19 protein-coding genes, 1 tRNA gene and 2 pseudogenes are annotated in these 18971 nt (G+C 64.9%); 10 read left to right on the top strand and 12 right to left on the bottom strand.

The features are described from left to right. Nucleotides 1-110: 110 nt before the first annotated feature. Entirely contained in the window at nucleotides 111-1841 is a 1731-nt protein-coding gene (locus ACFLEY_RS17995; RefSeq protein ID WP_028171437.1) for a methyl-accepting chemotaxis protein, read from the bottom strand. A 107-nt stretch (nucleotides 1842-1948) separates the two neighbouring features. On the opposite strand from ACFLEY_RS17995, the gene ACFLEY_RS17990 reads away from it, so the two are divergent. Both ACFLEY_RS17990 and ACFLEY_RS17985 read left to right on the top strand, forming a co-directional pair. Next, a complete protein-coding gene (locus tag ACFLEY_RS17990; protein WP_060912559.1) occupies nucleotides 1949-3394 on the top strand; it encodes a deoxyribodipyrimidine photo-lyase in 1446 nt (481 codons plus the stop codon). Nucleotides 3395-3460: 66 nt separating this feature from the next. Further along, the gene (locus ACFLEY_RS17985; protein WP_060912560.1) at nucleotides 3461-3718 is read left to right on the top strand and encodes a hypothetical protein; all 258 of its coding nucleotides are present in this window, start codon (nucleotides 3461-3463) and stop codon (nucleotides 3716-3718) included. 74 nt (nucleotides 3719-3792) lie between these two features. Here the strand turns inward: ACFLEY_RS17985 and ACFLEY_RS17980 are convergent, their stop codons facing one another. From ACFLEY_RS17980 to ACFLEY_RS17970, 3 genes are all read right to left on the bottom strand, one after another. After that, nucleotides 3793-4536: a hypothetical protein gene (locus ACFLEY_RS17980; protein WP_060912561.1), complete on the bottom strand. Its 744-nt coding sequence runs from the start codon at nucleotides 4534-4536 to the stop codon at nucleotides 3793-3795. Nucleotides 4537-4632: 96 nt separating this feature from the next. Next, entirely contained in the window at nucleotides 4633-5505 is an 873-nt protein-coding gene (locus tag ACFLEY_RS17975; RefSeq protein WP_060912562.1) for a DMT family transporter, read from the bottom strand. A 98-nt stretch (nucleotides 5506-5603) separates the two neighbouring features. Then, nucleotides 5604-6050, bottom strand: coding sequence for a hypothetical protein (locus tag ACFLEY_RS17970; protein WP_011088070.1), 447 nt, complete (start codon nucleotides 6048-6050; stop codon nucleotides 5604-5606). A 291-nt stretch (nucleotides 6051-6341) separates the two neighbouring features. Here ACFLEY_RS17970 and ACFLEY_RS17965 point away from each other — a divergent pair, with 291 nt between their 5' ends. Then, nucleotides 6342-6605: a hypothetical protein gene (locus tag ACFLEY_RS17965; RefSeq protein ID WP_060912563.1), complete on the top strand. Its 264-nt coding sequence runs from the start codon at nucleotides 6342-6344 to the stop codon at nucleotides 6603-6605. A gap of 31 nt (nucleotides 6606-6636) precedes the next feature. Here ACFLEY_RS17965 and ACFLEY_RS17960 read toward each other — a convergent pair whose 3' ends face one another. Further along, the gene (locus ACFLEY_RS17960; RefSeq protein WP_060912564.1) at nucleotides 6637-7098 is read right to left on the bottom strand and encodes a host attachment protein; all 462 of its coding nucleotides are present in this window, start codon (nucleotides 7096-7098) and stop codon (nucleotides 6637-6639) included. Between the two features lie 163 nt (nucleotides 7099-7261). Between ACFLEY_RS17960 and ACFLEY_RS17955 the strand changes: the two genes are divergently transcribed. The 5 genes and pseudogenes from ACFLEY_RS17955 to ACFLEY_RS17935 all read left to right on the top strand — a co-directional run bounded on the left by ACFLEY_RS17955 (nucleotide 7262) and on the right by ACFLEY_RS17935 (nucleotide 11065). Further along, nucleotides 7262-8022, top strand: a protein-coding gene (locus ACFLEY_RS17955; protein ID WP_110115998.1) for an IS5 family transposase whose coding sequence is annotated in 2 segments (ribosomal slippage) — nucleotides 7262-7601 and nucleotides 7601-8022 — 762 coding nt in all. Because the reading frame shifts where the segments join, the coding sequence is not laid out codon by codon here. Between the two features lie 55 nt (nucleotides 8023-8077). Then, nucleotides 8078-9107, top strand: a pseudogene (locus tag ACFLEY_RS17950) (IS630 family transposase). Between the two features lie 251 nt (nucleotides 9108-9358). Next, complete coding sequence (locus ACFLEY_RS17945) at nucleotides 9359-9643, top strand: hypothetical protein (RefSeq protein ID WP_028171430.1); 285 nt, start codon at nucleotides 9359-9361, stop codon at nucleotides 9641-9643. 139 nt (nucleotides 9644-9782) lie between these two features. Beyond that, complete coding sequence (locus ACFLEY_RS17940) at nucleotides 9783-9956, top strand: zinc ribbon domain-containing protein (protein ID WP_011088072.1); 174 nt, start codon at nucleotides 9783-9785, stop codon at nucleotides 9954-9956. 146 nt (nucleotides 9957-10102) lie between these two features. Next, the gene (locus ACFLEY_RS17935) at nucleotides 10103-11065 is read left to right on the top strand and encodes an AraC family transcriptional regulator (protein ID WP_060912565.1); all 963 of its coding nucleotides are present in this window, start codon (nucleotides 10103-10105) and stop codon (nucleotides 11063-11065) included. Between the two features lie 66 nt (nucleotides 11066-11131). Here the strand turns inward: ACFLEY_RS17935 and ACFLEY_RS17930 are convergent. From ACFLEY_RS17930 to ACFLEY_RS17920, 3 genes are all read right to left on the bottom strand, one after another. After that, a tRNA-Arg gene (locus ACFLEY_RS17930) sits at nucleotides 11132-11208 on the bottom strand. A 151-nt stretch (nucleotides 11209-11359) separates the two neighbouring features. Further along, nucleotides 11360-11902, bottom strand: a complete 543-nt coding sequence (locus tag ACFLEY_RS17925) for a hypothetical protein (protein ID WP_060912566.1) — start codon at nucleotides 11900-11902, stop codon at nucleotides 11360-11362. Nucleotides 11903-12064: 162 nt separating this feature from the next. Then, the gene (locus tag ACFLEY_RS17920; protein WP_396604976.1) at nucleotides 12065-12631 is read right to left on the bottom strand and encodes a hypothetical protein; all 567 of its coding nucleotides are present in this window, start codon (nucleotides 12629-12631) and stop codon (nucleotides 12065-12067) included. Nucleotides 12632-12813: 182 nt separating this feature from the next. Here ACFLEY_RS17920 and ACFLEY_RS17915 point away from each other — a divergent pair. After that, a pseudogene (locus ACFLEY_RS17915) lies at nucleotides 12814-13200 on the top strand (VOC family protein). Between the two features lie 57 nt (nucleotides 13201-13257). On the opposite strand, the gene ACFLEY_RS17910 reads toward ACFLEY_RS17915, so the two are convergent. Beyond that, entirely contained in the window at nucleotides 13258-13755 is a 498-nt protein-coding gene (locus ACFLEY_RS17910) for a hypothetical protein (protein ID WP_060912568.1), read from the bottom strand. A gap of 260 nt (nucleotides 13756-14015) precedes the next feature. Here ACFLEY_RS17910 and ACFLEY_RS17905 point away from each other — a divergent pair, with 260 nt between their 5' ends. Further along, nucleotides 14016-14369, top strand: a complete 354-nt coding sequence (locus ACFLEY_RS17905; RefSeq protein ID WP_028171426.1) for a GrlR family regulatory protein — start codon at nucleotides 14016-14018, stop codon at nucleotides 14367-14369. Here the strand turns inward: ACFLEY_RS17905 and ACFLEY_RS17900 are convergent, their stop codons facing one another. The 3 genes from ACFLEY_RS17900 to ACFLEY_RS17890 all read right to left on the bottom strand — a co-directional run bounded on the left by ACFLEY_RS17900 (nucleotide 14370) and on the right by ACFLEY_RS17890 (nucleotide 18971). Further along, nucleotides 14370-17057: a PAS domain S-box protein gene (locus tag ACFLEY_RS17900; RefSeq protein ID WP_011088084.1), complete on the bottom strand. Its 2688-nt coding sequence runs from the start codon at nucleotides 17055-17057 to the stop codon at nucleotides 14370-14372. Nucleotides 17058-17182: 125 nt separating this feature from the next. Then, on the bottom strand, nucleotides 17183-18097 hold the full coding sequence (locus ACFLEY_RS17895; protein WP_011088085.1) for a DMT family transporter: 915 nt from the start codon (nucleotides 18095-18097) through the stop codon (nucleotides 17183-17185). Between the two features lie 79 nt (nucleotides 18098-18176). Continuing rightward, nucleotides 18177-18971 (bottom strand): NUDIX domain-containing protein, encoded by a 795-nt coding sequence (locus ACFLEY_RS17890; protein WP_028171423.1) that lies wholly within the window; start codon nucleotides 18969-18971, stop codon nucleotides 18177-18179.

The following is an 18971-nucleotide window of genomic DNA, read 5'->3' as shown; positions in this document are numbered from 1 at the left end:
AATAGCGACCGCTAAAAGTCATCCCGGGATGGTCCGAAGGACCAGACCCGGGATCTCGAGATTCCGGGCTCGGTGCTGACGCACCGCCCCGGAATGACCGCGTTGGAGCCCTACGCCGCGTGAACGCGCTCGAGGAAGCCGTCGACCTCGGCCTTCAGATGCAGGCTCTCGCCCGACAGCGCCTGCGCGGAGGCAAACATCCGGCTCGACGTCTCGCCGGTCTCGCTCGCGCCCTTGGCGGCGTGACGGACGTTGACGGCGACCTCGGCCGTACCCGAGACCGCGGCGCGAACGCTGGCCACGATGTTGTGGGTCGCGCTCTTCTGCTGCTCGACCGCAGCCGAGATCGAGCCGGCGATGCCGCTGATGCGCTCGATGGTCTGGCTGATCGCCCTGATGGCGGCGACCGATTCCTCGGTCGCAAGCTGCATGCTGGCGATCTGGTTCGAGATCTCGTCGGTCGCCTTGGCGGTCTGGCCGGCGAGCGTCTTGACCTCCTGAGCCACGACCGCAAAGCCGCGGCCGGCATCGCCGGCACGCGCGGCTTCGATGGTGGCGTTCAGCGCCAGGAGGTTGGTCTGCTCGGCGATCGAGGTGATCAGCTTGACGACGTCGCCGATGCGCGTGCCCGCCTCGGAGAGCTGCGCGATGCGCTGGTCGGTGACCTCGGCCTGCCTCACCGCCTCGGCGGAGATCTCGTTCGATTCCTGCACTCTCCGGGTGATCTCGGAGATCGACTGGCTCAGCTCGTCGGAGGCTGACGCCGCCGAACGCACGTGCTCGGAGGCGTCCTCGGACGCCCCGGCCGACTGTGCGGACAGATCGGCGGTCGAGCGTGCGGTGTCGGTCAATTGCCGCGCCACCCGCTCGAACTCGCCTGACGACGTCAGCACCTTGTCGAGGATGCCGCCGACGCTGCCGCGGAACTGCTCGACGAAGTTGCGCAGGTCGGCCTTGCGCTGCTCGACTGCGGCAGCCGAAGCCGCCGCCTGCTCGCTGCGCATGCGGGCGCGCTCCAGCGAATTGCTCTTGAACACCGCGACGGTGCGGGCGATCTCGCCGATCTCGTCGGCGCGATCCTCGCAATCGATCTCGACATCGCTCTGGCCGTTCGCCAGCGCCGTGAGCGAGCGCGTGACCGAGGTCAGCGGCCGGGTGACCCGGCGGACGATCAGCAGGGTGAGGATTAGAACCAGCAGCGCGGCGAACCCGGCGGCGGCGGCCATGCTCGAGATCGCCTGGGTCAGCATGCTCTCGAACTGGGCCATCGGGATGCCGACGTAGAGAATGCCGGCGACCTTGCCGGTCGCGTCCGCGACCGGGAAATAGGCGGTCATGAAGGACTTGCCGAACAGAACGGCCGGGCCCTTGTAGGCCTCGCCACGGCGCAAGCCGGCCTGCGCCGGATGATCGGCGGCAAGCTGGGTGCCGACGGCGCGGTCGCCATTCTCCTTCTTCACATTGGTCGAGCGACGGACGAACTGCCCGCTCGCCTCGTCGAACACGAACAGGGTTGCGTTGCCCCCGACATAGGACACCGCGCGGTCGACGATGGCGTGATCCCTAAATTCGGGCATCTTGGGGATCTCGGCGCGCGCGACCGCGCCATCCCGCACAGTGATCTTGGCGTCGGGCACGATCTCGGCAAAGGCCAGCGCCAGCGTGCGCAGATTGACCTCGATGTCGCGCAGCGCGCGGTCATTGAAGGCGTTGGTCAGCGACCAATAGCCGGCGCCAACCACGAGCGCCGTGTTTACGGCGATCAGCAGCACGGCGCACAGGACGGCCTTGGTGCCAAGTTTGAACTGCGGCAGGAACTTCGCCGTCGAAAGGCTGGACATGAATGGAATGACCCCCGTAATTCCTGCATAATCGTGCAAGGGGCTTACGGCCGCATTAACGGCGGTTCACGCCGCCCCATGCTTTACAAATTGTAAACGAGGACGCCCTGACCACACCAAGCGCGCCGCCTATCGTCGTCTGGTTCCGCGATGACCTCCGCCTGTCCGATCACCCCGCCCTCCATGCCGCCGCCAAGACCGGTGCGCTGGTGGTTTGCCTCTACGTACTCGACGACACAGCCGGCCGGGCACCCGGCGGCGCGGCGCGCTGGTGGCTGGCACAGTCGCTGCGGGCGCTCGGCGCCGAGATCGCAGCGCGGGGCGGATCGCTGATCCTGCGCAAGGGGCCCGCAGCCAAGGTGATCCCCGAAGTGGCGCGCGAAAGCGGCGCCCGTGCCGTCTATTGGAACGGGATCGCGCAAGCGCCGCATCAGGCAGTTGAGAGGCAGCTCGAAGCGACACTGGCAAAGCTCGGCGTGGAGTCGCAAAGCTTCCCCGGAGACTTGATCGCCCCACCTTCGGCGATCCGCAACAAAGAAGGCCGGGGCCTGCGCGTGTTCACGCCGTTCTGGCGGCGCGTGCTGTCGCTCGGCGATCCGCCAAAACCCCTCCCCGCGCCGAAGCAGCTGCGCCCGGGTCCAAAGATCGTGAGCGACAGGCTGGAGAGCTGGCAGCTCGCGCCGACCAAGCCCGATTGGGCGGGCGGCCTGCGCGAGCGCTGGACGCCGGGCGAAGCCTCGGCCCGCGCGCGCCTGCGCGACTTCCTCAAGACGATCGCGCGCGGCTATGCCGGCGACCGCGACCGCCCGGACCGGGTGGGCACGTCAGGCCTGTCGCCGCATTTGCGGTTCGGCGAGCTCAGCCCGCGGCAGGTCTGGCACGCCGCGCGCTTCGCCGCGGCCGAGGATGCGGCGCTCGGGCCCGGCATCGAGAAGTTCCTGAGCGAGCTCGGCTGGCGCGAATTCTGCCGCCACCTCCTCCACGACCACCCCGACCTCGCCACCGAAAACCTGCAAACGAACTTCGACGGCTTCCCCTGGAAGCGCGACACCAAGGCGCTCGCCGCCTGGCAGCGGGGCCGCACCGGCTACCCGATCGTCGATGCCGGCCTGCGCGAGCTCTGGCACACCGGCGTGATGCACAACCGGGTACGGATGGTGGCGGCGTCCTTCCTGGTCAAGCACCTCCTGATCGACTGGCGCGATGGCGAGGCCTGGTTCTGGGACACGCTGGTCGATGCGGATGCCGGCAGTAATCCCGCCAACTGGCAGTGGGTCGCGGGCTGCGGCGCCGATGCTGCGCCCTATTTCCGCGTGTTCAATCCGCAGCTGCAGGGCGAGAAGTTCGATCCCGATGGAACCTATGTCCGGCGCTGGGTGCCGGAGCTGCAAGGACTGCCGGCGAAGCTGATCCACCAGCCCTGGCAGGCGACGCCGATCGAGCTGGCGAGCGCCGGCGTCACGCTCGGCAAGACCTATCCGCAGCCGATCGTCGATCACGCCCGGGGACGCGAGCGCGCGCTCTCCGCCTACGCAAAGATCCGCAAAGGTTGAGGGTTGCTTTGACACAATTTTGAAACCCGCTATCGTCATCGCTCCATACAAACCGTGGGGGACGATATGGACGACGATAAGCCGATCACCGAACAGGCAATGGAGACGATCACCACCGCCGTGGATGCGACCAAGGACGCCGCAGTCACGGCCGTCAAGAAGGTCAGGAAAGCCGCCAAGAAGGTCGCGAAGAAAGTAGCGCCGAAGAAGGCCGCAAAGAAGTCGTCGAAAAAGGCGGCCAAGAAGACCGCGAAGAAGGCCGTGAAGAAATCCGCGAAGAAGGCCGCCAAGAAGAAAAAGAAGGCCAAGAAGGCCAAGCGCTGATCGCGCTCCCGAGAGCAGACACGAACAAGCCTTCGGGTGCGGACGCGCCCCCGGAGGCTTCTCCCCGCAATAGCCTATCCTCGCCGCTTGGCTGCGCGCCGCCCCGGATGATGGACCCCTCGCGGGTCGCGAAATTCGCTGCGATGGCCGCGCCGGTCCTCCTTGGCAAAGCGCCGCCGTTTCTCGGGCGAGCCGAACTGCTTGATCACCCGCCTGCCGTTGACCTTCTTGATGACGTAGCCGCCCTCGGTCATCGAGAACGGCTCCTTCAGCGTTCCCTTGTGGTCGAACTTGGTGCCGCGCGGATGCTCGAACGGCTCGAACCAGGACGGATAGACGAAGTTCGACATCTCGAAGCCGCCGACGAAGAAGGAGTCCTCCTCCACGGCGTCGCAGACCTCGTAGGCGTATTGCGTGTTCCTATTCTTGTCGGCCCAGAGATTGGCCATGGGGTCGAGCACCATCTCGAACAGCTCGTGCGAGGCCGCGACGCTGACGGGCTCCTCGCCCAGCGCCTTGACGAAGATCTTCGAGATCGGCTGGCCGCGATGCGTCAGCTCATGGCGCCCGAGCAGCCCCTCATGCGAGGCGTCGTCAAAATAGACGAGCTGCCAATCGGTGGGCTTCGGCCTTTTCGTGACATAAAGGTCGACCGGATAGCCCCACACCGGCAGGAAATGCTTGTCGTAACATTTCTGGAGCGCCGCGGTGAGCTGGCTCATCATGCGGCCGCTGATCGTTTCCTCCGCGTAGTTGATGCAGGCAATCCGGACCGGCTTCAGGGACCGGCCGAGCAGCGCACGTCTCGCCTTCTTCATGGAGGTCACCGCGTGAAAGGGAAGCTGAAATGCGGCCAGCCTAACACGGCGCGCCGCGCACGTCAGGGATGTATGCCGTCGCCTCGCCCCGTCAGCCTAGACGCGCCGGTTGACCACGAACACCGCGGCCGCGCACATCGCCATGCCGGCAATCGCCATCGCATCGAGCTTCTCGTCGAACAGTGCGTAAGCCATCAGCGCGGTCACGGCGGGCACGAGATAGAACAGGCTCGCGACCGACGTCGCCGCGGCGTGGCGGATCAGCCAGTACAACAGCCCGATCGATCCGATCGAGAGCGCTACAGTGAGCCAGGCGAGCGCGAGCACGAACTCCCGCGTCCAGTGCACCACGCGATCCTCGAACAGGAAGGCGCCGGTCGCGAAGAAGACGGTGACGGCCACATATTGCACGAGATTGCCGGCGCGCCAGTCGATGTGGTTGCAGTAGCGACGCTGATAGAGCGTGCCGAGCGTGATGCTGATCAGCGAGACCACCGAGGCAAGCCAGCCGAGCCCGGCTTCGCCGGTCATGGGGCGGTTGTGCAGGATCAGCACCACGCCGCCGAGGCCGAGCACGAGCCCCGCCCATTGCACCGGCGTCACCTTCTCGCCCAGCCAGCGGTTGGCGATGGTCGAGGTCAGGATCGGCTGCAGGCCCGGAATCAGTGCGGAGAGCCCGGCCGGAATCGAATGGGCGATCGCGATCGCGGTGCCGCCGAGATAGAAGCCATGGACGAGGATGCCGGCAACCGCGCTGTGCGCGATGCCAATACGGTCGGGCCATTTTGGCCGCGCAATGCCTGCGATGATCGCCATCAGGCCGACCACGATCGCCATGCGGATGGCGAGATAGGTCAAGGGATCGGCGTTACTGATGACGTATTTGGTGCCGATGAATCCGGTGCTCCAGAGCAGGACGAACAGGATCGGCGCGGCGCGGGCGGTCAGGGCTTCTTGATTATGGTTCATTGCCGCCCTCATTGCCCCATGGGGGCCGATGCGGCAATGCGAATTTCTCGCCTAGCGATGCTGCGCTGCGACGAGCGGCAGCGGCTCGGATCAGCCGCTCACCATTCTTCCGGACAGGGGTCGATGATCTTCCAAAGCTCGACGCCGTTCTTGATCTTCTTCATGTCGGTGGTGAGTCCGCCATTGCGGCGGATCCAGTCCTTCACCGTGTCAGGATAGTAGGACATCAGGTCGGACGTCCCTTCCGAGCTGGTGACCTTGATGCCGAAAGTGAAGGCCTTGTCGTAATAGGCCTGATGGAAGCCGAGGCTGGCGCGCGGCGTCACGCAGATCTTGTTCATCGGCACGATGCCGAGCACGAGCGTGCAGGCCGAATTGCAGATGCCGTCGATGATGACGCGCTCGCCCTTCTCGCGGACACGCTTGTACTTGGCCTTGTACTCCTCGACATAGCCGCCATGGTCGCGGGTAATGTGCAGCTCGGCCCGCGCCGGCGTGGCGGCGGCGAGGCAGAGCAACAGCAGGCTCAAAAGCGTGATGCGCATGGCGGCGGACGACGAAAGCCTTCAGGAATGGGACCGGCCTCGAAGGACCCCCAAAGGGCCGGCAACAGGATTCTAACCGAATTCTCTTTGGTCATACTTGTGTGGGGAATTCGTTAAGCATCCCGAAAAGGCCAAAAATGGGCAGGGTCCGGCCGCACTTCCGGCAATTCTGTCACACCCACCCGGGAATCGGCGGGACTGGCCCCGTTTTCCGGCCGCCGGACAGGTGTCCTGGCGGCTTGAAATGGCTATAACCGGACGACCTATTCGCGCGGGTTCCGGAGAATCGAGATGAGCAAGTTGAAGCTTGTAGCCGCGGTTGCTGCCCTGTCGGCCGCAATCCTAGCCCCTGGTCTCGCGGAGGCGCGGGCACATCACCGGTACCACCGCTCCTACGTCAACCCGCTGCCCTACCCGATCAGCTATCTGCACAATTACGGCCCCGGCATCACCCCCGGCACCTTCGCCTATTACGACGGCCCCTCGACCAACCGCTGCTACCAGAGCGCGGCCGCCTATGTCGGCCAGGACCGCCGCCGGCACCCCTGCTTCTGAAGGGGCGCCGGCGCGTCCGCTGCGGGCGTCCCTATCTGGCGGCGCCCGACAGCAGCAATTGCTTCTCGATCTCGTAGACCGGCAGCTTGACGAGGTCCTTGCTCACCTCGCCCTGAAGCGCCTTGCGCACGACGTCCGAATAATCGGCGCGGATCATGCCGAGCGCACGCGGTGAGGCCACCATGGTCAGGGCCGACGTCTCGCCCGAGCTGACCGCGGCGTCGAGCCGGCTGGCCAGGCCGCGTAGGAAGGCGCGCTCGGCCTCATCGTGCCAATCGGTCTGCTCGACCGAGCTGCGCGCACCGCCGGCTGCGCCATGCAATCGGCCCGGCGCATCGCTCCCTTGTGCGCTCGTCGGGGGATTGGGCTGCTCGTGCACCTCCCTGGTGTGCAGGTTCGGAAACATCTCGTCGCCGAGGTTTTCCAGAATGAGCGCCTTGCGCCCGTCGCACACGACCAGCCAGTCACCCTTGTCGATTCTCATCTTGTCCATTGCACAGCTCCAAGCAAACGGTGGGCCCCGGACCGATGCGGACGACCGGCCGAACGCGCTCTTCGTATTCCGCGAAGGACGGCCCACGGCGACAAGACTAGGGTCTGTACCTAAATAGCGCCACGTGATTCTCTTGCCTACGTGTTGATTCGGGGGCGAGAGAATGCGCGCTGGTTTGTTTTGGCTGAACGACAGGCAATGGGCGCGTATCGAACCGCATCTGCCGAGGGGACTGACGGGGCCGGATCGGGACGACGACCGACGCATCGTCAGCGGCATCATTCACATGCTGCAATCGGGTGCACGATGGCGTGATTGTCCACGTGAATACGGCCCTTACACGACGATCTACAATCGCTTCAATCGCTGGGCCAAGCGAGGACGATGGTGCGCAATCTTCGAAGCGCTGGCCAAGCCTGGCGAAGACGGCGTCGTACTGTCGCTCGACTCGACCTCGATTAAAGCTCACCGGTGTGCCTCCGGCGGAAAAGGGGGGAGCACAATCAAGCAATCGGCCGCTCGCGCGGAGGCCGCACGACAAAAATCCATGCGCTGAGCGATCCGCTCTGCCGGCCGGTCGTCCTGCATCTGACTCCAGGCCAGGATGCCGATATCGCTGCGGCTCCCGATGTCCTGGCGCTCGCGCCACCCATGAGCGTGCTCCTCGCCGACAAAGGGTATGATGGCGACAAGCTTCGCGGCGAAATCATTCGTCGTGGCGCCAAGCCCGTAATCCCCAATAAATCTAACCGTGTCGTCATCCATCGCTTCAACAAACGCGCCTACAAAGGACGAAATGTCATCGAACGCTGCTTTTGCAGGCTCAAGGACTTCCGGCGCATCGCCACGCGATATGACAAGCTCGCCCGTAATTTTTTGGCCGCTGTTCATCTCGCCGCTCTCGTCGCATATTGGCTCAATTGAGTCTGGACCCTAGTACCCACTTTTCTTGGAACGTGAGTCGTGATTCAAGGTCGGGATGATACCCGAAGCAAGAGAAGTCCACCTTTCGAGGAAAGATCGCAAGGTGCTTGAGGCGTGCTGTCGCTCACCGGTGACGTTGCAGCGCGATTTGAAGCGGGCGCGGATAGTTCTGTTGGCGGCGGATGGGCGCAGCACCCGGTCGATCGCCAAGGAAGTTGGGGTCCAGCCGCGGATTGTCAGCCTTTGGCGGCATCGCTATGCCGACCATGGCCTTGAAGGGCTGCAAGACAAGCCGCGGCCTGGCAAGCAGCCGATCTATACGAAGACGACCGACAAGCGGATTCTGAAGCTGCTGGATAAGCCGCCACCGCAAGGGTTTGCGCGCTGGACCGGCCCCTGCTGGCCGAGGCGCTGGGCGATGTCGATGTCCAATATGTCTGGCGGTTCCTGCGCAGCCACAAGATTGACCTGGTGGCTCGCAAGCCAAAGCCGCCGATGTTGTCGGCCTCTATGTCGCGCCGCCGGCGAAGGCCATTGTGCTGTGCGTGGACGAGAAGCCCTCGATCCAGGCTTTGGAGCGAGCGCAGGGTTATCTGAAGTTGCCCAATGGCCGCGCCTTGACCGGCCAAAGCCACGATTACAAGCGGCATGGCACCACAACATTGTTTGCGGCGCTCGAAGTCGCCACCGGAAAGATCATCGCGACCCATTCAAAACGCCGGCGCCGCGTCGAGTTTCTCGATTTCATGAACAGCGTCACCGCGGCTTTTCCGAACCGCAAGCTTCACGTCATCCTCGACAACCTCAACACCCATAAAAAGAACGAGGACTGGCTCAAGGCCCACCCCAACGTGCAATTTCATTTCACGCCGACAAGTGCGTCATGGCTCAATCAGGTCGAAGTATGGTTTTCCATCTTGCAGGGGCAGTCGCTCAGCGGCACCTCCTTCACGAGCCTCAAGCAGCTTCAGGAACACATCGATGCCTACGTCAACGCATACAACGACAGAGCCGAGCCCTTCGTCTGGACCAAGAAAAAGGTCCGTCAACGCCGTTTCAAAGGCCGCCGTATCACTCAGCTCTGATTCCGGGTACTAGGGAGGATGCACCGAAGATGAATTGCGCAGGATCAAGGTTGGTGGCGATGTCCCGCGATGCGGCCGCGAGGCAAGCACGACATGGCCAGAAGCGCGGAGCTGGAGTAATCTGGCAGAGCTGGGATCAGACCCGCGGCGGAGCAACTGAAGATTTGTTCATCAGCATTACATTTCGGTTCCGCCACAATTTGATCAGAACAACTTCGATATCCTGCATCGCGTAAGCGGAGGAAGACATTATGAATCTGAAGATTGGCCTCGTCGCCGCGTCCCTGTTCGGTGCCCTCGCGGCATCGCCGGCGGCGTCCGCCATGCCCATCGCGCCTGCACCTGCGGTCCCGCAGGTCTCCGACGTCGAGCAGGTCCGCATGGTCTGCGATGCTTGGGGGCGCTGTTTCTGGCGTCCGAACTATTATGGATATTACGGCCCGCGGCCGTACTACGGCCCCCGATATTATGGACCGCCGCGCTACTACGGCGGCTACGGCCCGCGCTATTATGGTTACGGCTATCGCCGCTGGTAACATTCGAAGGGGCCCTCGGGGCCCCTTCGCTTTTGCAAGATCGCGGATGGTCCACGCGCGCCTGTTCGGCCGGTCTGGAGCAATTCCAAAACTGATCTAGATCAAAGAGAAAAATTCGCCGCGCCGACATTCTGCGACGATGGCCGACCTGATTGTTTTTCGATGCCCCCAGACGGGCATGAATGTGCAGACGCATCTGGAGAAGCAGCAGATACCGGAGGGACGGAGCTTCGAGTCCTTCGTCTGCCCCGCCTGCACGCGCATCCATTTCATCGACCTCGCCTCCGGCCAACCGATGAACCGGGAACGTTGACGGTGACAATGATCTGACGGACGCCTTGGCATGATGTCCGCAATACTACGGCCCGGAATCCGGTTTACTGAAGCGCGATGTTTCGCCATTGATGGCGATGTACCGACGTTCATTTTATTGTCACATTGCAGCAGCCGGCCAGACGCATGTTCGACGCCTTCGCCCCGTCCTCCGCGCTTCAACTGATCGACTTTGCCGATGTCGATGCCTTTCGGCCGATCGAGTCGATGGAGGACGCTCGAAGCATTCCGCTCGACGTCCCGAACTTCGCGGCCGCTCGCGCCGTCGTCTCTCTGCCGGCGTGCCGCATCATCGTGATGAGATCGTTCGCGCGCATCCTCGACACCGCCTATCGCATGCCGGGCGGGATGGTGATCCTGTCGATGACCGACGACCTTCTGGTCAATTCCAAGGGAATGGATCTCGACGCGCGCTTCTTCGTTGCGCTCCGCGGCAACGACGAATGCCATTTCGTCGAACCCCGCACGAACTATCATGCGATGATCATCTTCTCTCCAGGCCTGAAAGACCGGGGCTGGTTCGATCATGCCGACGATTTGCGGGCCTATGTCGCGAACCGGCCGGCCCTGCTGCACACACGGCAACTCCTGCTCGACATCCTGCGAACCGCGTCGGTGCAGCCGCTCCTGTTCGAGACCACCGAGGCCGCCGCCCATCTCCAGGAAGGCCTGCTGCTCGCGCTCGACGATTTGTTTCGGATCGACGCGCGACCGGAGCGGAGCACCTCGGTCCAGGGCGGGCGGTCGGCCAAGCTCGTGCAGTGGATCGACGAATACGTCGCGGCCTATCCGACCGCTCCGATCTATACGGCCGACCTCGCCGGCGAGTTCGGCGTCTCGATTCGGACGCTCGGCGGCGCAGTCAGCAAGGTGCGCGGCATGAGCCTGCACCAGTACATCCGCCTGAAGAGACTGTGGGCGACACGCGCCCGGCTGCTGAAAGGCGGCGGCGCCACCGTCGCCACCTGCGCACGTGCCCAGGGTTTCCATCACATGGGCGAGTTTGCCGCGGCCTACCGTGCGACCTTCCACGAGGCGCCCTCGGACACGCTGGCGCGGGGCCGGCAGATCGGACTTCCGGCAAGCTGACAACGCACGCCGTGCGACGCTGACCGGCATTGGCGCCAGTTCGGAACATATCCGGAACATCAAGACTGGCGCGCTCGGAAGGATTCGAACCTCCGACCCTCGGAATCGAAATCCGATGCTCTATCCAGCTGAGCTACGAGCGCCCCGGCCCGTACATCGGGCCGCAACCGAGAAGCGCCGGACCGTTGCTGGCGAACCAGCGTACCGGCGGCGTTCGGACGCGTTCGAATTAGCAGAGAGGCTGGCCAATAAAAAGCCCTTCCCGTCTCGTTTCGAGACGGGTCAGAGGCGCTCTCACCAGGTCGTGTTGAAGAGGGCGAAATGCGGCTGCTGGGCCACCATCATCGGCCGGCCGTATTGTGGCCCACCAAACTGTGGCCCACCATAATGCTGCGGCGCCGGATGCGCCCTTGCGATCTTGCGCTTGGGCTGAGCCCGGGCCGGCGAAGCCGCCGGTATCTCCGCCTGGGCCTGGGCCGTCTTCCTGGCTGCAGCGGCATCGGCCTTCGAGCCCGGCGTAAACTGGGCGAAGGTCTCGCGGACCCGCGCCTTGGCCGACATCTCGGCGAGCTCCGCCGACGTGCTGTCCTGCACCGGCGGCTGAGGCGCAACGACGGCAGCAGTCTTGACCGCAGGCGGGGCAATCGTCGGCTGGGTGGTGTCGAGCACGACGCGCTCAGGCAGGTGCCGATCGGACCGGATCCGGATCAACGGCTGGTCATTGTTTGCGGTCGCGACGACTGGCGTCACGGGCGAGGCCGGCACAACGAAGTTCACCGCAAACAGCAGTGCGAGCAACGCTCCGCCGACAAACATGAAATACCGAAAGATGGGCATTGGCCGCGCTCCGCCCCCCGCAATCCCCGCGTGGGCACTCCGCCTTAACAGGCGATACTATAATTGGTTCCTGGCCCAGCCCTTTGGTTCAAATGGCAACCCCAGGTTTTTCTGCCAAGGCCCGGTAAGGGTAACTTTTCCGCTACCCGAAAATGCCGCCCTTTACGCGCGACGGGCTGCAACCAGCGAACACTTCGCCTGATCGGCATTGACGTTGACGTAGCCGACAGGGATGCGCGCAAAGGTCTTGCGGCTCTTCATGCTGACTGTGTCGGCCAGAACGCGGCTGCGGTCGGTGAGATGACTGCCGTCGCGCCGTGCGAACGCGCAAACGATCGCCAAATCCGTTACGGCATAGTCATTGTCATTTCGCAGCGTGAACGTCACCAGCGCCTTCGAGCCAAGGCCGCCGCGGCGCCAGGTCTGGGAGGAAATCCTGAGACGGTCGAGTTCTGCCGCAGCCTGGGCTTCGGACCCCGGCGTGACCGCAACTGCCGCATCGCCCGAAGGCGCCATCTCGACGGATGCCAACTCCGGCTTCACCGGTTCAGCGCTGTTGCCTTTGGAGAGCGGCAGCAGCATCCAGACGCCGCAGCCCACGATGATGGCGGCCAGCAGCCACAGAATGCTTCGGCCAAATGATACGCTCGCGACCGTCACGACCCGCGCCGTGCGCTCACCAATGGCGGCGAAGCGTCCCAACCCGACCCGCTCAAGCCCTGCCCTCATGGCTGTATCACCGATCGTGGCCGCAGAAGGTTCGACGGCGGACTGGGCCACTGCTTACCTTAATCCGGGAGACGAACTAAGGTTCCCGCGCTTCAAGCGAGTCGGCAAGGACGGTGGCGATCACCGGCTGGGGTCGCTAACATGCGCCGCAATATCGAAAGACCCTGTTGGGAGAACATGAAATGCCAATCGCCGTCACCTGGGATCACGTCCACCTGCGCAGCCCCGATCCGGAGGCCACGGCGACCTGGCTGCGGGACATCCTCGGTGGCGAGATCGTGCGCGCGCCCGGACGGATCGACGTGAACCTCGGCGGTGCCAGGATCTTCATCGCCCCGCTCGAGGGCGACAACGCCGTCAGCCCGCCGCCGCCGCATCCGCACCAGGGCCTCGATCATTTCAGACTCACGGTGAAGGACATCGACGCCGTCGCGGCCGAGATCAAGGCCTAGGGCGTCACGTTCACGCGTGAGCCGACGACGATCCGGCCCGGCGTACGCATCTGCTTCATCCGTGGCCCCGAAGGAATTTCCGTCGAGCTGCTCGAGCGCGACAAGAAATACACCTGACGCGGCGCACGCCACATCGGCCATCAGCGAGACCAGGCGGCGTGCCGCTTGGCGCAGCTAAGTCATGCTGCCGGGCATGAAGCAGCGGATGGTGACGCCCATATAGCCGTAGATCGGCCACACCATGGTACGCCCGACCCGGTTCGGCTCCGAGATCACGGCCTCCTCAGGCACGTCGACCCAGACGAGTTCCTGCATCTGGCCCTCAAGCGCGTAGCCATAGCGCGGGACGCGGACACGATAGTGCCCGTCCTTGCTGTCCCAGTCGGTGTCCGAGAGCGCCGAGCCGTCGGCATCGGAGCAGCACGGCCCCTTGCCGCTTCGCAGGCCGTCGAACCAGGCCTTCAAATCCGCATTGGTGTTGACGAACTGGCCGCGGTCACGGGCGTGCCCGAAGGGGGCTGCTAGCGCGATCAAGGCCGAGGCGCATGCCAGCTTCGTCACGCTTCGCCAGCGTACCGCGCTGCCTATCCGCCGTCGTTCGCTTTTGCAATTCGTGGGACGCGCACTGTACAGACGCGGCTGATCGCCGCCGGAATCGATCCAGTTGCTCACGTTTGTCTTGCTCCAGCACCCCGCGGCCAGTGCAACAATGGTTATGCATTTCGCGGGCCAACTTGATTCGCAACGACGGGCCTCGCCTCATGATGAGACCGTCATAACCGCGTCACAAACAAGCCGGGACAACTACGGCTCGCGGCCGCCGGCTATCGTGGCCGGCCGGCAAACTGCCGCGTTGCGCGAGGGGATGTGCTTTGGCATAAAAGCTCTACCGGTTACGCCATTGGGCGATGGCGGCCGGCCTGCGGGACGTTATGAAGAACGGCCTCTATTCGATCCACGTGAACCTGCTCGATGGTCGAGCGGGCAAGGGCAGCGGCGTGATTCTTTTCCGCGACGGCAAGATCCTTGGCGGCGATGCCTACCTCTATTACACCGGCAGCTACGTGGTGAAGGATGATCACTCCTTCAAAGGCGAGGTGCTGGTGCAGCGGCACACCTCACCGCGGGGCGACGACAATCCGCTGTTCGGCGGACCGGCGCCGGTCGGCATCGGCGTCAGTGGGACCTACACGGACACGCGCGCGGAGATGACGGGAACGGCGCTCGTCGGCAAGGCCAGCCTGATTTTCGGCGCTACTTTGCACAAGCTCGCCGAAGTCGACTAGCTATTCCGCAGCCTGCTCGAGCGGCGCCGTGCGCGGCAGGATGATCTGGATGCGCGTGCCCCCGCCCGGCTCGGAATCGAGATCGAGCCGGCCGCCGAGCCGGTTGGTGACGATGCTGTAGACGATGTGCAGCCCGAGTCCGGTGCCGCCCTGGTCGCGCCGCGTCGTGAAGAACGGATCAAAGGCGCGGCGGCGGACGTCGAGCGACATGCCGCAGCCGTTGTCGGAGAAGATGATCTCGACATTGTCCTTGCCGGACTCGCGCACCTGGATGTCGATGATCCCCGGACGCCCGTCGGGAAAGGCGTGCGCCACCGAATTGAGAAACAGGTTGGTCAGCACCTGCCCGTACGGGCCCGGATAGCTGTTCATGGTCAGGTTGGGCTGGCAATCGACGTTGAGCGTCAGGTTGTGTTTGCGCAGGCCCGGCCGCAGGCTCATCACCACCTGCTCGGTGAGGTCGCCGAGATCGAAGCTGCGCTGGTCCGAATAGTTGCGGTCGGCCGCGACCTGCTTGAACGACTGGATCAGCTCGGCAGCGCGATTGAGATTGGAGACGAGCTGCGAGGATGCGTCGCGGCTGGTGTTGAGGAACTCGTTGAGCGTCGAGCGGCGGAGCTCGCCGCGCTCGACCTCGGACGTGAACATCGCGGTCTTGCGCTCCAGCGCGGAGGCGACCGTCAGGCTGATGCCGACGGGATTGTTGACCTCGTGAGCGACGCCGGCGACCAGCCGTCCGAGCGCGGCGAGCTTCTCCGCCTCGATCAGCGAGGCCTGGGTCTCGCGCAGATTGCGCAGCGCGGTCTCCGCCGATTCCTTGGCTTTGCGCATCTCCTGCTCGCCGCGCTTGCGCTCGCCGATGTCGAGCGCCACCGTGACGATCCGCTCGATCTCGCCCTCGGCATCGAGCAGCGGCAGCTTGTTGACAAGCCATTGGCGCATGTTGCCGGAGGCGTCCTTGTACTCCTCCTCGTAGAAGCCGAGCCCCTTACGGAGCCTCAGCACGCGCTTGTCGTTCTCGTCGGTCTTGGCCGCGCCGTAACGCGACATCAGGTCCGCGGTGGTGCGACCGAGCGCATCGCCGGGCTCGATGCCGAAGATGCCGGCCATATAGCGGTTCATCAGCACATAGCGCAGGTCGCGGTCCTTGACGTTGATGACCGCGGGCACGGTATCGATGACCTGCTGGAGCAGGCGCCGGCCTTCGGCGATGGCGTCTTCCGCCCGCTTCTGGTCGGTGATGTCGCGCAGCGTGCCCTCGTAGCGGATGATCTTGCCCTGCTCGTCCCGCACGCCGGTCGCACTGTCGGAAAGCCAGAGGATGTCGCCGCTGCGCTGGCGCACCTGGTACTCGAACTCGCGCACCATGCCGTCGCGATGCATCAGCCGCTGATACTCGACGCGCGCCTCGGGGTGGACGTAGATCGTGTGGGCGATGTCGTTGATGCTGTCGATGAGGTGCTGCGGGCTGTCATAGCCCATCATCCGCGCCAGCGCCGGATTGGCGTTGAGGAGGTCGCCGGCCGGCGTCGTCACATAGATGCCGTCGACCGAGCCCTCGAACAGTTTCCGGTAGCTCTCTTCGGCGAGGCGCTGCTCGGTGAGCGCGCGCACCGCCGCCTCGCGCGCGGTGTCGGCTTCTTCCAGCGCGCGGCGGAACACTTCGGCGGCGCGTGCGATGTCGCCGATCTCGTTGTCGACGTCGGCGGACGGGATCGAAGTGTCTTTCTGGCCGGCCGCGAGCGCGCGAATCGATCGTGCGATCTGGGCCAGCGGACGTACCGTCCGCCGCACCACGAAGCCGGCCGCGAGGATGCCGATCAGCACGCCGATGCTGCCGAGCACGATGCTCTGCCACCGCGCCTCCGTGAGCGTGCGGGCAAAATCGCGCGACAGCACATGGCCGCGCCTTGCGCTGACCTCGCGCAGCAATTCGGTGACGCGGCCGATCAGCCGGCCCTCGGTGCCCAGCACCTCGCGGTCGATGTCGGCGATCTGCCGCTCCCGGACGGCGACCGCCATGATCGCCTCGGCGTAATCATTCACGGCCGTCCGGAGCTTTGCGTCGGCGATGTCCATCGTCCGCATGTTCTGCGCGGCCTGCTCGGCCGCGGAGGGATTACGCGCGAGCAGCCCGAGCGCGATCCGGCTCTGCGCCTCGGATAGGCGCGAGGCGAGCTCGCGGTCCGCGGTGCCGGAGACCGCCGCGTCGAACTGGTCGCGCAGCGGCGGCAGGCCGGCAAGCAGCTGGGCGCGGCGGTCGATCAGGGTGGAGATCCGCTCGAGGCCGTTGCGATAGGTCGCAAGGCGCTCGGTGACCCCGTCGATCATGTCCTGCTGCTCGGGCGCGAGCTCGATACGGGTCTTCTTCAGGATGTCGCTGAGCGTCGAGGCCGCCTCGCCCACCTGCTTGAACTGGATGCCGGCGCCGGGGTCGGTGACGAAGTCGCGCGCAGCAAGGCGCAATTCGTTCATGCGGCGGTCGATGTCCTCGGCAAGGTCGCCGACGCTCTGGAGCCGCTGCAATTCGGCGAAGGTCGTGTCGATGTGCCGGATCGCGATCACGCTCGCCGTCGAGGTGACGATGATCACCGCCAGCACCAGGATGAAGCTTCCGAACGTAAGCTGGCCGATGGACAGCGAGAAGATTCGCTTTTTCTCGGGGGGCGGCGTCAAGTCGGCGGACATTGGTGCGTTGAGGGACCGGGCTGTTGGAAGCCCAATATACGACGTATTGCACGCCCGGGGGAACCTGCCTCCCGCCTCGGAATATCCTTAATATCGTGGTTCTCGGCCCGTCCTCCGCGCCGGCTTTATGACGTTTTGACGCTCGCCTGCCGCCAGGCCGGGATCGTCATGGCGGCAACGCCGAGGACGACGCAGGCCAGCCCGATCCAGGCGGTCCGGCTCAGGGTTTCGCCGAGGAAGGCGACACTGATGGCGACCCCGATCGGCACGCGCAGATAAGCCTGCGCGGTGATCCCGACCGAGCCCAGGGTCTGGATCAGGCGGAAATAGATCGCGAACGCCGCCGCGGTCGAGAACACCGCGAGCGCGAGCAGCGCCAGCACGGAACTCAGCGACGGCGATAGCGTCCAGGGCTGCTCGACAACCAGCGAGGCCGGGATCAGGACGGCCGCGCCCGCCAGCAGCGAGCCGGCGGCGGGCGCCATCGGGTCGAGGCCCATGAAGCTGCGGCCGAAGATCGCGGCGCAGGCGTAGCAGATGGTGGCAGCGACGATCGCGGCCTCCGCAATGATGCCGCTGCCGATGTCGTGGACGGTATCGACGCCGACAATCAGGAGGATGCCGGCCATGCCGGCGACCACGCCGAACAGCTTTCGCGGTGTCGTCGCCTCGTGGCGGGTCACGACCGCCGTAAGCAGGAAGGTGAAGATCGGCCCGGCCGAGTTGAGGATGGTGGCGAGCGCGGCATCGACATGGCGTTCGCCCCAAGCGATCAGCGTCCAGGGGATGACGCTATTGAGCACGGCCTGGAACGCGAAGCGCTGCCAGGTCGCGGCATCCGTCGGCATTTTGATGCCGCGCGCCCGCATGACGATGAGCAGCAGCAGGCCGGCGATCGCGGTGCGCGCCGCGATCAGCGTAATCGGCGGAATGGTGGCGACGCCGAGCTTGATGAAGGTGTAGGAGCCGCCCCACAGCGTTGCGAGCGCGACGAGCAGCGCCAGCTCGACGGCGATGTTGGTGTCCTGCCGGTTGTCCATTGTGCGCTCCGTCCATTCCGCGATGGACGGAACCTAGCGCGCCCGCAAGCGCCAATACTTCGCTGCGTGTCGAAGTGTATCAGCCGACCGCGCCGACCTCGAACACCTCGCCGTCATAGCCGGCCTCGCGGGGGATGCGGAGCTGGCGGCCGGTCTCGGTCTTGGTCATGACCGGCATCACCGTGACGATGGACATGCCGCGGGCGTGCTCCAGCGCGGCATCCACGCTGCCCTGCTTGGCAAGCCGGATCAGGTTGCGCGTGGTCGGGAACGGCAGCTTGAAGCGGCCGCTCTCCCCGCCCTCCACCGCCTCGCGCGGCGACACCCAGATCGAGTCGGTCGACTCGCGGCCGTCATGCGCGCCGAGCTGGTCCGGGGGCGCCGCGGCCAGGAAGAACCAGGTGTCGAACCGCTTCGGCATGCCCTCGGGCGTGATCCAGTGTGCGTAGGGCACCAGCGTGTCGAGCGCGAGCTGGAGGCCGTTGTCGGCGAGGATGCTGAGGAACGAGATCTTGTGCTCGTTGAGCGCGACGCGATGCTTGTCGGCGAGTTCGCCGGCACGCCTGGCATCGACCGGCGTGCCCGTGTCCTTCGACCGCGCCAGCAGGATGCCGCTCTCTTCAAAGGTTTCGCGGATCGCGGCAATACGAAAGCCGCGGTCCGATTCACTCAGGCCCTCGCCGCCCGAATACAGGTCGGCGCGGGCGACGATCTCGTTGTCGCCGGCATCGACACTGCCGCCGGGAAACACCAGCGCGCCCGAGTTGAACTCGATCTGATGATGGCGGACCATCATGAAGACTTCCACCTCCTCCGTTCCATCACGGAGCAGAAGGATCGTCGACGCCGGGCGTGATGCTGATGTCTCGGCCAT

The organism is Bradyrhizobium sp. YCK136 (assembly GCF_044570075.1).
Lineage (GTDB): Bacteria > Pseudomonadota > Alphaproteobacteria > Rhizobiales > Xanthobacteraceae > Bradyrhizobium > Bradyrhizobium diazoefficiens.
Note: the sequence above shows the minus strand (reverse complement) of the source record. Positions and strands in the feature narration are given on the sequence as shown.

Excerpts from the sequence above, each read along its gene's own strand:
- ACFLEY_RS17995 (WP_028171437.1), bottom strand. The coding sequence starts at position 1,841 with ATGTCCAGCCTTTCGACGGCGAAGTTCCTGCCGCAGTTCAAACTTGGC.
- ACFLEY_RS17985 (WP_060912560.1), top strand. The coding sequence starts at position 3,461 with ATGGACGACGATAAGCCGATCACCGAACAGGCAATGGAGACGATCACC.
- ACFLEY_RS17980 (WP_060912561.1), bottom strand. The coding sequence starts at position 4,536 with ATGAAGAAGGCGAGACGTGCGCTGCTCGGCCGGTCCCTGAAGCCGGTC.
- ACFLEY_RS17975 (WP_060912562.1), bottom strand. The coding sequence starts at position 5,505 with ATGAACCATAATCAAGAAGCCCTGACCGCCCGCGCCGCGCCGATCCTG.
- ACFLEY_RS17970 (WP_011088070.1), bottom strand. The coding sequence starts at position 6,050 with ATGCGCATCACGCTTTTGAGCCTGCTGTTGCTCTGCCTCGCCGCCGCC.
- ACFLEY_RS17965 (WP_060912563.1), top strand. The coding sequence starts at position 6,342 with ATGAGCAAGTTGAAGCTTGTAGCCGCGGTTGCTGCCCTGTCGGCCGCA.
- ACFLEY_RS17960 (WP_060912564.1), bottom strand. The coding sequence starts at position 7,098 with ATGGACAAGATGAGAATCGACAAGGGTGACTGGCTGGTCGTGTGCGAC.
- ACFLEY_RS17945 (WP_028171430.1), top strand. The coding sequence starts at position 9,359 with ATGAATCTGAAGATTGGCCTCGTCGCCGCGTCCCTGTTCGGTGCCCTC.
- ACFLEY_RS17940 (WP_011088072.1), top strand. The coding sequence starts at position 9,783 with ATGGCCGACCTGATTGTTTTTCGATGCCCCCAGACGGGCATGAATGTG.
- ACFLEY_RS17935 (WP_060912565.1), top strand. The coding sequence starts at position 10,103 with ATGTTCGACGCCTTCGCCCCGTCCTCCGCGCTTCAACTGATCGACTTT.
- ACFLEY_RS17925 (WP_060912566.1), bottom strand. The coding sequence starts at position 11,902 with ATGCCCATCTTTCGGTATTTCATGTTTGTCGGCGGAGCGTTGCTCGCA.
- ACFLEY_RS17920 (WP_396604976.1), bottom strand. The coding sequence starts at position 12,631 with ATGAGGGCAGGGCTTGAGCGGGTCGGGTTGGGACGCTTCGCCGCCATT.
- ACFLEY_RS17905 (WP_028171426.1), top strand. The coding sequence starts at position 14,016 with ATGAAGAACGGCCTCTATTCGATCCACGTGAACCTGCTCGATGGTCGA.
- ACFLEY_RS17900 (WP_011088084.1), bottom strand. The coding sequence starts at position 17,057 with ATGTCCGCCGACTTGACGCCGCCCCCCGAGAAAAAGCGAATCTTCTCG.
- ACFLEY_RS17895 (WP_011088085.1), bottom strand. The coding sequence starts at position 18,097 with ATGGACAACCGGCAGGACACCAACATCGCCGTCGAGCTGGCGCTGCTC.
- ACFLEY_RS17890 (WP_028171423.1), bottom strand. The coding sequence starts at position 18,971 with ATGGCCGAGACATCAGCATCACGCCCGGCGTCGACGATCCTTCTGCTC.